The following is a 9921-nucleotide window of genomic DNA, read 5'->3' on the forward strand; positions in this document are numbered from 1 at the left end:
GCTGTGTGCCTGGTGCGTTTCATGGTCGAGTCCCCGGCCCAGTCTGGCCGGATGAGGACTCTCATTCACCCTGGACCGGTTTCCGGGGTCCACGTCACTGTCTTCCAGAAAAGGGGCATCGATCCTGGCCATGATCCGCAGCCGCCCGAGCTGCAGGAACAGTTGCGTCTCCTTGGTCTGGATCTCGTCCTTATCCTTGGGGTTCTTGCCTCTGGTGCACAGCTCGCTGGCATCGTCGAGCAGCGGCCGCCCCCACTGGCTGACCTGGATCGGGTGGATGGCGTGGTCGGCGACGTTCTCCTGGATGGCCTAGCGGCTACTGATCGCTTCATGGCGAGCCTGGCCAGGACATCGGGACTGTCCAGAACAACCAGGCCATCTCAGTCCTGCCGCAATGCCTAACTCGACTTGATCGCCCGCACCTCGGCAGCGCGTTCATCGATGGGAATCACAGGTAACTCGCCGTTGACCGTGACCGGTAGAGAACGCAGATGGTCCATGATCGCCTGCCATTCCTTGATCTCCTGAGCCGCATCCGTGCCTACACCCTTCTCAACACTCTCCACATCAGTGGTGCCTGGTGGCGGCAACAAGTAGCCGGGGTTGTCGCGGGCCAACTCCAGGGCGTCCACTTTGGAAGTGAGGGGAGTGCCATCCTTCTTCTTAGGCACAAGGGCCAGCTTGCCCTTCGTATACCTGGGGATGGCCACGATGATCGGGCCGAGCATCAGCGGGCAGCTCAGGCTATAGAGGCGCCCATCCTTACCACTGATATCAATGGGTGTGTAGCCGTTGTCATAGTCGCCCAGCTCGATGTCCGTCACCACGTCGAACTTCGGTCGGGTGGGGTCGTAGCGGAAGCGCATGCCGGAGGCGCGGGGGAAATACTCTCCCGGATGCGCTGCGCTGTCGATGAGCAGGAACTCCAGCAGGCTCTTGAGATCTTTACCAGTGAAATAGCCCGTGACCAGGGTGCTACCCGGAGTCGGATCCACCACTCCCGAGCCGAGCGGTGCCACGGCGAACACGTCGTAGACCGTCACGACACCGGTCTTGCCCCGCAGCAGGCCTGCGCGCATCATGCCGTTGGCGGTGAAACCGATGTCGGCCTTGGTTGCTCTGCGGAATGAGTCGGTGACCAGATTCGCGAGCAGGGTACCGGCAGCGATGTCAGTGAAGGTATTGGGCAGATCAATGGGGGCGAGGGCCAGCGGCTGGTCAATGCTGTAACCCCGTGAAGCGAACGCGGCTTTGCTGGCCGACTGCTTGAGTTGATCGATCTCTCTGTCGATCGTGCGATCACCGAGGATGCTGTCATCAATGGGTAGGAGTTGGTAGGAAGAGACAGTCAGCTTGCTGCCATCCAGCGATATCACCAGCTCGCCGAGATTGTTGCTCTCCTTGCCGGTCTGTACCACTGGCGTGCGGCCGTTCACGAGAATCGGTTCATTCAGCTCCGTGTGGCTGTGACCGCTGATCACGACATCGATGCCCGCAACGTCCTTGGCCAGCTGGACGTCTTCGCCGGTGTCGTAGCGGCCATCCGGGCCCTTCTCCACGCCACCGTGACTCAGCGCGATCACAACATCAACGTTTTCGACCTCGCGCAGGATCGTCACCACCTCTCTTGCCGTCGTGGTGGGATCGGCAAAGCTCGTGGCACCACCACTGGTGTAGATCATGGCTTCCTTGCCAAGGACGCCAAAGATGCCGAAGCGCAGCCCGCCCCGCTCGATCACCGTGTAGCGGCGGATCACACCCTTGCGGGTCAGCGCCTGAAGGCCGACCAGGCTGGGATCGCTGCCCGAAAAACCTGTGTTGGAGGCGAGTATTGCCGGGATGGGTCCCGCCTTGACGGCGGCGCTGATGGAGCTGCCCAGGCCAGCTGGCCCGAGATCGAACTCATGATTGCCGAAGGTGGTGGCGTCATAGCCCATCAGTCCCATCAGGTGCAGTTCACCACCCGTCTCGCGCGTGGCGGCACTGAACGCCGTGCCCATGCTGTAGTCGCCAGCATCCAGCACCAACACGGGCCCCAGACTCTTGCGCGCAGCGGTGCGCTGAGCAATCAGGCTCGCCAACCGCGCGTAGCCACCCCGGGTCGTGTCGTCGTACAGGGTGAACGGGGTGTAATCCGCGGACGGGCCCATGCCGATGAAACTCGCGTGCATGTCATTGGTATGCAGGATCGTGAACGTCATGGATCCAGCCTTCGCAGCACGGAGGAATTCTGGCAACAGAATGGTGATGCCGCCAATCGCCGAGGCCACCAAGAACTTGCCGCGGGAGAATGTGCCAAGCGATCCGCATGGGGTGGCGTGGATGACCTGCCTTGCCGATGCTGGATGAGGAGTACTTGGCTTCACTATTAATTCACCCATAGCCTTCTCATTATCGGCCTCTTCATGAGCCACAGGCAGGAGAGCGCAGCACCACCTTCAGTTAATTACTTCTGTATCGAGGGCATCTCCTGAATACTGCCATGCCAGCTCCTCTCGCAACCGTTCCCCAGCTGTTCATCAGGGCGCGGTACAAGGCCGCCGCAGGTTCGCGCTAGATCGCATCGTGCAGGGACTTCCCCATCAGGCAGACCTGGAGTCCCGCTGAAGGGCACGGACGGCATTCGTCAGCTGGTCCAGCCGTTGCTCTGCTGGCCCGACCAACTCGATCAGCCTTGGAGCATGCTCTCGGGGCATGACATCGAAGCGGCCTTCGCGATAGATCTCCTTGAAGATCGCGTCCACATCGTCACGGTAGGCATGATCCACGGGGCGGATGCCATCGTCCTCCATGGCCACGGGCCAGGCGTCCGATTTCGGTACGAACGCCAGGATGTCGAGATGATCCAGCGACTCCCTCACGGCGGGCAGCATCGAGGCCACGAAGGCATCGTCGATATCGGTGGTGGCCTGATTAGCGGTGTATTGCGAATAGGCAAGATAATCGACCGGGGCTCGATCGAAGATCACATCATTAGACATGCTCGAATAACGATGGATTCGAGAGATGTTGTAGTACATCTGAATCCCGTTCTGAAGCCTGGTCGAGGCTTCGCGGAACTTGATCTCATAGGGGCCGAAGAGGCCCAAGGCGCGGTAGGGCTCTTCTTCCCTGAGATAACCAGGCTGGGCGGCGACCCAATCGTTGACCACGGTGGATTTACCCAGAGAGTGGGATCCAGAAATGGCGATACGCATGGGAGGTAATGCTCTGCAGCACTCTATTCCCCTCCAGAGGGCTTGAGCACGTACTGCGTGAGTGGTGACTGCCAGGAATACTGCCTCTTCTGCGGGAGTCTTTGTGGTCGCGCTGGTTAGGATGTCGCTGTGCGCTGCTGATCCGACCAACGAGCCGACTCAGGCCATCGTTCATTACGTTCGCCGCGGTTCTAACGGCATGAGTTGGAGACTCATCCCTGAGAGCTGGGCGATCCTGTAAGAGATTGACTGGCCATTCGCGCTGATCCGAAGGATCATCCCGTTGCCCGCACGAAGTGACCAGTTGCAAGGCTTGAAATGATGGGCATCATCAGGAGACAGAAAGTAGAATTCACAAGCTCCGTTCGGGGCGAACTTGTAGGCCATCCTGAATCGGCTCGGCGGGAAGTTGATCGACGTGGCTGGACGAAATATCTGAACCGTTCCGCCCGGTTGCTCCTCCTCACTGGAGTGGACCCAGTGCTGGAACAAGTCATTGAGATGAATGCCTAGGTGTGTCCCGGGCGACTTTGGACGAGCCACCTGTGCCGTGACCGGTGCGGCCACTGGATCTTGTGGGAAGAGGCACGACCAGATACCAAGGGTCGCAATTGAGCACAACACGGTTCTGTTCATGATGCGATGCCCATCAGTGCGAGCCGGCCTGACGCTCATCATCACCCACCCACATACTCCCATGCCTGCCTGAGTGACCTTGCGCCGGCAGGGTCGATGGGATGATGCTGTTAGGCATTACTTCATCGAGTGAAACCCAATGAGATTGCCTTCGGTGTCGCGGGCGAGTGCGCAAAACCCGTATTCACCGATACTTGTTTTCTCTTGGAAAATGCTGCCACCACTGTCAGCGGCGCGTGCTGCCTGCACCGCACAGTCATCGCAGCCAAAGTAGACCAGAGTGCCACCGCTGCCAGGAGAGAAGCCGTCCATCTTGACCAGCATTCCACCTGCGCCGTAGCTGGTCATGCCGGCATCCCTATCCATGGGGAAAACCCACATATCCATCTCAAGCTCAGGAGTTGGATTTTGCATTCGCTCGAGTGTTGCTCCAAGCACAGTCTCATAGAACGCAATAGCACGCGCCATATCTGAAACATAGATTTCGAAATGGACAACAGGGTTGCTTTTCATCGGATGGCCCTCTTGTGAATTGCGCTTAATGATGCCTGACGTCTAGGTTCAGGGGTACGGAGCTGGCTTCAGCCCACGAATCATAGTGATGCATCCAGCAGTCAGCGACGACTATCTCCATGACAGGAGAGATACCAGCATGGTTCCATTGCTCACCGGCGAAGGCTTTGAGTGCATCCTCGTTGTCCCACTGAGAAATCAGTGCGTATTCATCCGGAGCCCATTTTATGGGTTTCAGAACAGACACCACTAGAAGCACCTGGGCCTCGTCTACGGCACGAACGGAAACAGCGGAAACTTCTCCTCGAACTCTAGTTTCAATTCGGGATGGATTCGAACTCGAAAGAGTCTAGTGATGGCCAATACGCTGTGAGTTGTCTGTGCTTGGGCCTAACGCTGGCCATCACCTGGCCGGAGTGGGCATGAGGGTCGAGCAAGAATTATTTGGGGGCGGCTCAGGTGCGTGGCATTGTTAGTCTGTCCCCGATCTTTTCTCATGGCTGCCCTTCACATCTAGTACCTCCGACTCGCTGAGCATCTCGACACATTCTCTCTTCGGCCTAGGATTTTCCTGAAGAGTGGTTCATAGGCAGTCTACCGGGCGACTCAGCCATGTTTTTATGTGAGTATGTTGCGAATCCAATCTGCTGGAGGGACGCCTCACGGAACGCCGGGGGCCCGTCTACAGCCAAGTGGTGCTGCAGGCCGGGGAGGCAGCCTTCGAAACCACCGGCATCACACATTTGTAGCGCAATGAAGCCAGCCAACCAGCGCGGGCACTCGTTGTCGACATCGTCGAGGCGTCAACGCCCTGAACAGGCTGATCGCTTTAAGCATGTGGGCCCCTAAAGGACCGTACCATTGGCTACGGTTATGTTCTTCTCGATCACCACAATTCCGCTGCGAATGGTGAATCCCAGCTCACTGCGGTCAGCGTCATGCACCCGATCCTTGTTGATCACCTGCACGTTGGCGCCGATCCGCACATTTTTGTCGAGAATCGCTCGCTTCACCACGGATCCTGCCCCAATCCCGAGCGGCACGCCACCACGCGATCGCACCTGAGCGCGCTCAGCCTCCGATTCATAAGCATCGGCCCCCATCACCAGCGTGTCCTCCAGGACGGCGCCCTCCTCCACCCGCAGGCGCAGGCCCAGCACGCAGTGCTCGATCACACAGCGATTGAGCAGGCAGCCCTCGCTGAGCACCGAGCGGTGCAGGCGTGAATCACGGATCTGGCTGGGCGGCAGATAGCGCGACCGGGTGTAGATCGGAGCCTGCTCGTCGAAAAAGCTGAAGGCGGGCTGCTCATCGGCCAGGGCAAGGTTCGCGTCGTAGAAGGCCTTAATCGTGCCGATGTCTTCCCAGTAGGCATCGAACAGATAGCTCTGCAGCGGCAGTCCACTGGCCAGGGCAGCCGGAATGATTTCCTGGCCGAAGTCGGTGGCCTGCGGGTGACTGGAGAGCAGGTCGAACAGGGTGTCCCGATCGAACACATAGGTGCCCATCGAGGCCAGAAACGGGCGGCGCTCCGCTTCGCTGGCCGAAAGGCCTAGGACCCCGGTGTCGACCCGCATCGCCTCGAGGGCCTCGCCCTTGGGCTTCTCGCGAAACTCCCGGATCCGCCCTGCGGCATCGGTGCGCATCAAGCCAAAGCCTTCGGCCGCCGCCCCGTCCACCGGCAGTGCCGCCACTGTCAGCGCGGCACCGCTGGCCCGATGGGCCGCCACGAAGGCCGCGTAATCCATCCTGTAGAGCTGATCACCGGAGAGGATCAGCACCTGATCCACATCCCAGGCTTCGAACAGCTCGCGGTATTGGCGTACCGCATCGGCGGTGCCCTGGAACCAGCTCGGGCTGTCGGGGGTCTGCTGGGCCGCCAGCACTTCCACGAAGCCGCCGCTGAAACCGGAGGCGAAATTGTAGGTGAGGCTGAGGTGGCGGTTGAGCGACTGACTGTTGAACTGGGTGAGGGCGTAGATCTTGTGGATCCCAGAGTTGATGCAGTTGCTGATCGGGATATCGATCAGGCGGTACTTGCCTCCCAGAGGCACGGCCGGTTTGGCTCGGGTGAGGGTGAGGGGCTGCAGACGGGTGCCGGCACCGCCTCCGAGGATGATCGCCAGAACACGCTTCACGCGGTGAGCTCTCGCTTTAAGTGGAAGTAGAGGTGGTTTGGATCCTTGTACTGCCGTGGCAGGCAGTGATGCAGCGTCTCCAGGCGGTGCCAGCAGACGCTCCGCTGGATCTGCTTGATGGTTTTCTCTTCCCGGATCAGGATGCGCAGGGCCTTGCAGTACAACGGATAGCTGGCTTCCAGTTCGCCGATCGTGAGAGCGGTTGTGAAGGTTGCCTGGCTCATGGCAGCAATGTTTCGGACGCCCCGCATCTTCAATCAGCCGCCCGCTCGGGCGATGCCCCCGCTTGGGGGCAATCGATCCTCATGCGCGCTGGGTCGCCGTGAAGGCATAGCGGGTGTGGAGCCTCGTGATTGCGCCGGGGCGCAGCTCGAGTTTGCGGTCGCCGCTCAGTAGGGCTTGTCGCGGTGCGCTCCAGGGTTCGATACACACCATCGCCCGCGGTGGCTCCGTCCAGAGCACCACCAGATCAAGGGGGTGGGTCAGTTGCAGTTCGAGGCTGGTGCCGGCGGGCTCATCGACCAGCCATACCGGGCCCGTGGGCCGCACCAGCAGGTCAATGCCACTGGCCAGCCTCTCCATCTGTTCAGCCGTGGACGCATCCTCCATGGTGAGATGGTTGAGGCACTGCACCGGCAACCCCTCGAAGCGCACGCTCTCCAGGCTGGAGATGTTGAAGTAGGGGTGCAACCCGAAGCTGAACGGCATCGTGTCGTTGCCCCGGTTTTCCACGATGGCGGTGATCTCCAGCGTCCCGGGTGCCAGCCGTACCTCCATGGTGAGCAAGAACCAGTAGGGGTAAGCCTTGAACGTTTCGTGGTCTTCGCCCAACTGCATCTGCACGCCAGTTCCATCCGCCAGGGCTTCCATGCGCCAGGGCAGCTGGCGCGCAAAGCTATGCTGGCCAAGGTTGAACACACCCTGGGGCAGGGTCAGCCGGTTGTCCGGCAGACCTCCGGTGATAGGGAAGAGCACCGGGAAGCCTCCCCGCACCGATTGGGCTGGGTCGAGGAAGCGCTCGAGATCGAGGTAAACAACCTCATGGTCAGCGCAACGCCAGCCGCTGATCAGCCCCCCGCGCTCAGGCACGACCCGCAGCAGATCACCACTGACGGGATCACTGAACTCCCAGTGGGGATAGGGAATTTCACGCTGAAGCAAGGGCATGGAATGGTCTTTTGGGCCGGGATCCCAGTCAATCTGCTGCAACGAGCCTGGAAGGGATGCCCCCAACCGGGAACAGTGAAGAGCCCCCCAACCCCTGACGATCGGGAGCAGGTGGCCGAGCTACTCAGATCTGAACCATGCCGCAGCGCATGCCCTTCAGCACAGCCTGAAGCCGGTTGTGCACGTTGAGGGTCTGCAGGAGCCGCTTGGTATAGGTGTGGGCAGTTTCATCACTCACCACAAGCCGCTTGGCGATCTCCCGATCACTGAGGCCACTGGCAAGCAGGTCGAGAACTTCATATTCCCGGGGGGTGAGCCTGGGACAGCTCAGGTAGGGCAAGATGCCCGTCCGCAGGGATGGGCTGCGGTAAGAGTGCCCGCCCAGCACGGCCATCACGGCGGCCTGCAGTGGCTGCTGATCATCCACAAAGTCAGCCTCGGCCACAACAGCCTCCAGCCATGGTGCATCGATGCACTCGGCAGGAATCGCATCCCCCAGGGCCAGGATCACAGCGTGAAGCTTCGGTCTGCGCTCGCGGGCCTGCCGCACCAGATCGAATCCGTTGCCGCTCTCGAGGTAATCGGTACAGACCAGCAGCTCGTAGGGATCGTCGGCTTCCGCAGCCAGATAATCGAGGCAGTTCTCCTGATCGGTGACGGCGCAGGTGATCCGGGAATAACCCCCGAAGGTGCGGCACAGGGCCCGCAGCAGAAAGCGGCCTTTCGCTGCAACGGCGACGCGGCCTGGAATCTCGATCGATTCCAGACCTTCTTCATGGGTCCCCTTGTCGGCAGTGGCCAGGAAGGGCGTGAGATCCATGGTCCGGCGGTTGCCTCTGGCTGGGAAGCGAAGTGAGCCAGGAGCAACCCTAGGAGCGTAAAGCTCTGCTGTGGATCCGATCGCGGTTCAGTCGTCGTAGACGCGGCAGTTGACGTCGGAGGGGTTGAGGTCACAGAACACCTCGAAGGGAGACGGGGCCTCGGCCTCCTCGGGGTGGCGCTGCTGGAACTCCTCCAGTTCCCTGATCTGCTGCTGGATCTTGCTGGCGATCGCTTGCTCACCTTTGGCCTGGGCCTCGGTGAGGGCGGAGCGATAGGTCTGGAGCTGGTCTGCGATGGTGGCCATAGCACACGGCCCCAGTGGGGGCCCGAATTGGCCTGGTGAATGTAACCCTGCCGGATCCCTGGACGGGACACCCGAGCCGCCGATCGCTGGGCAACCTCTGCGGTTATTCAGGTACTTCTGCTCATCCTGCGGGGCAGCATCGTGTCGGTGTCCGTTGATCCGGCAGGGTGGTGCGGCCCCGCAGGATCGAATCCATGGCCGATGCTCCCTATCTCGTTTCCCTGGCCCTGGTGGAGTTTGCGGGCAAGCGCGCGCTGCCGCTCACCGGTAAATCCCAGTCAGCCGAAGCTGCCGATGCCGTCGATCCCGGCGATGACGGACGCACCCTGGCGCTGGAACTGCTGCTGCGCCTGTGGCAGCGCAGCGAGGAGGGCCCTCTGCAACGGGCTGCAGGGGAGGCCAGCCTGCTGCTGGTGGAACTTCCGCTGGAGCTGATGAGCGAACAGTTGCCCCTGCTCAAGGCGAACTGGATCTCTGGTGGTGAGACGGCGATGTTCCTTAGCAGCCTGGAGGGCCTGGCAATCAGAGCCTGGCGGATCACGATCGCGAAATATGAGCCCGTCAGCTTCATCGCCTGGCCCTGATCGTCCTTTGGCCGTGCCCCCCATCTGGGGACAATCAGCACAAGGGTTCGATGCGTCACAGTTAGTTGGACAGCCTGAGTGGCAATTTAACCTCCCCTTGTGCAACCCATGACGACGGGCACCTGCCTCTATCGCAACACCAGCAATCAGATAGTGATCCTGCGTTGTATCGGCCCGGAGACTTTCTTCCAGGAGAAGGTGGTCTTCCCATTCGAGGATTGGCTGTTTCGCTGTCCCCCACGCAGCCGAGTCGACATCTGGACCCATGGCCTCACGGGGGCGGAGCAACTCGACTCGATCAATGCGGAAGACCTGCTGCTGCCTGCCGAGGTTGTACCCCCCGGAGGGGGCTGACGCAGGAGAACCGCGGATCCTCAGCATTTTCCTACGGCTTGGAGGGACGAACGTCTGAGGTGGATGGCTTTTATTGGACAGATTCGGCCCCTGACATCGTTAACCCCGGGCGGGAAGAACAGGGTTTGGTCTCAGTGTAGACCTCATGGGGAGTTTTGCCTCCCAGTGCGCTGTGCGGTCTTACATGGCCATACCTCCAGAAGAAG

Annotated in this window: 11 protein-coding genes; 3 read left to right on the plus strand and 8 right to left on the minus strand. The window is 60.6% G+C overall.

What is annotated here, in order from left to right:
- Positions 1–402 (plus strand): hypothetical protein (locus tag CJZ98_RS19180; RefSeq protein WP_232756566.1); only part of this gene is annotated, 402 nt, incomplete at its 5' end.
- Here the strand turns inward: CJZ98_RS19180 and CJZ98_RS16470 are convergent.
- The 8 genes from CJZ98_RS16470 to CJZ98_RS16505 all read right to left on the minus strand — a co-directional run bounded on the left by CJZ98_RS16470 (position 399) and on the right by CJZ98_RS16505 (position 8777).
- Entirely contained in the window at positions 399–2201 is a 1803-nt protein-coding gene (locus CJZ98_RS16470; RefSeq protein WP_198537911.1) for a bifunctional metallophosphatase/5'-nucleotidase, read from the minus strand. The genes CJZ98_RS19180 and CJZ98_RS16470 overlap by 4 nt on opposite strands.
- 381 nt (positions 2202–2582) lie before the next feature.
- Positions 2583–3197: an AAA family ATPase gene (locus CJZ98_RS16475; protein WP_094592207.1), complete on the minus strand. Its 615-nt coding sequence runs from the start codon at positions 3195–3197 to the stop codon at positions 2583–2585.
- Positions 3198–3950: 753 nt separating this feature from the next.
- Positions 3951–4346, minus strand: a complete 396-nt coding sequence (locus tag CJZ98_RS16480; RefSeq protein WP_094592208.1) for a VOC family protein — start codon at positions 4344–4346, stop codon at positions 3951–3953.
- Positions 4347–5191: 845 nt separating this feature from the next.
- Complete coding sequence (locus CJZ98_RS16485) at positions 5192–6484, minus strand: glucose-1-phosphate adenylyltransferase (RefSeq protein ID WP_094592209.1); 1293 nt, start codon at positions 6482–6484, stop codon at positions 5192–5194.
- A complete protein-coding gene (locus tag CJZ98_RS16490; protein ID WP_094592210.1) occupies positions 6481–6708 on the minus strand; it encodes a DUF3136 domain-containing protein in 228 nt (75 codons plus the stop codon). Before CJZ98_RS16490 ends, CJZ98_RS16485 begins: the two co-directional genes overlap by 4 nt.
- A gap of 79 nt (positions 6709–6787) precedes the next feature.
- Positions 6788–7651, minus strand: a complete 864-nt coding sequence (locus CJZ98_RS16495) for an aldose epimerase family protein (protein ID WP_094592211.1) — start codon at positions 7649–7651, stop codon at positions 6788–6790.
- A gap of 124 nt (positions 7652–7775) precedes the next feature.
- Positions 7776–8471 (minus strand): response regulator transcription factor, encoded by a 696-nt coding sequence (locus tag CJZ98_RS16500; RefSeq protein ID WP_094592212.1) that lies wholly within the window; start codon positions 8469–8471, stop codon positions 7776–7778.
- 87 nt (positions 8472–8558) lie between these two features.
- Entirely contained in the window at positions 8559–8777 is a 219-nt protein-coding gene (locus CJZ98_RS16505; RefSeq protein WP_094592213.1) for a CP12 domain-containing protein, read from the minus strand.
- A gap of 194 nt (positions 8778–8971) precedes the next feature.
- On the opposite strand from CJZ98_RS16505, the gene CJZ98_RS16510 reads away from it, so the two are divergent.
- Together CJZ98_RS16510 and CJZ98_RS16515 are read left to right on the plus strand one after the other, a co-directional pair.
- Positions 8972–9361, plus strand: a complete 390-nt coding sequence (locus tag CJZ98_RS16510; RefSeq protein WP_094592214.1) for a hypothetical protein — start codon at positions 8972–8974, stop codon at positions 9359–9361.
- A gap of 108 nt (positions 9362–9469) precedes the next feature.
- Positions 9470–9715 carry a DUF1830 domain-containing protein gene (locus tag CJZ98_RS16515; protein ID WP_094592215.1) on the plus strand — a complete coding sequence of 82 codons (246 nt, stop codon included), beginning with the start codon at positions 9470–9472 and terminating at the stop codon, positions 9713–9715.
- Positions 9716–9921: the final 206 nt, after the last annotated feature.

The sequence above is a fragment of the Vulcanococcus limneticus LL genome (assembly GCF_002252705.1).
Taxonomy (GTDB): Bacteria; Cyanobacteriota; Cyanobacteriia; order PCC-6307; family Cyanobiaceae; genus Vulcanococcus; species Vulcanococcus limneticus.

What these genes read in the sequence shown, in the direction of transcription:
- CJZ98_RS16475 (WP_094592207.1), bottom strand. Translation starts at nt 3,197, where the DNA reads ATGCGTATCGCCATTTCTGGATCCCACTCTCTGGGTAAATCCACCGTG.
- CJZ98_RS16495 (WP_094592211.1), bottom strand. Translation starts at nt 7,651, where the DNA reads ATGCCCTTGCTTCAGCGTGAAATTCCCTATCCCCACTGGGAGTTCAGT.
- CJZ98_RS16505 (WP_094592213.1), bottom strand. Translation starts at nt 8,777, where the DNA reads ATGGCCACCATCGCAGACCAGCTCCAGACCTATCGCTCCGCCCTCACC.
- CJZ98_RS16470 (WP_198537911.1), bottom strand. Translation starts at nt 2,201, where the DNA reads ATGACGTTCACGATCCTGCATACCAATGACATGCACGCGAGTTTCATC.
- CJZ98_RS16480 (WP_094592208.1), bottom strand. Translation starts at nt 4,346, where the DNA reads ATGAAAAGCAACCCTGTTGTCCATTTCGAAATCTATGTTTCAGATATG.
- CJZ98_RS16490 (WP_094592210.1), bottom strand. Translation starts at nt 6,708, where the DNA reads ATGAGCCAGGCAACCTTCACAACCGCTCTCACGATCGGCGAACTGGAA.
- CJZ98_RS16510 (WP_094592214.1), top strand. Translation starts at nt 8,972, where the DNA reads ATGGCCGATGCTCCCTATCTCGTTTCCCTGGCCCTGGTGGAGTTTGCG.
- CJZ98_RS16500 (WP_094592212.1), bottom strand. Translation starts at nt 8,471, where the DNA reads ATGGATCTCACGCCCTTCCTGGCCACTGCCGACAAGGGGACCCATGAA.
- CJZ98_RS16515 (WP_094592215.1), top strand. Translation starts at nt 9,470, where the DNA reads ATGACGACGGGCACCTGCCTCTATCGCAACACCAGCAATCAGATAGTG.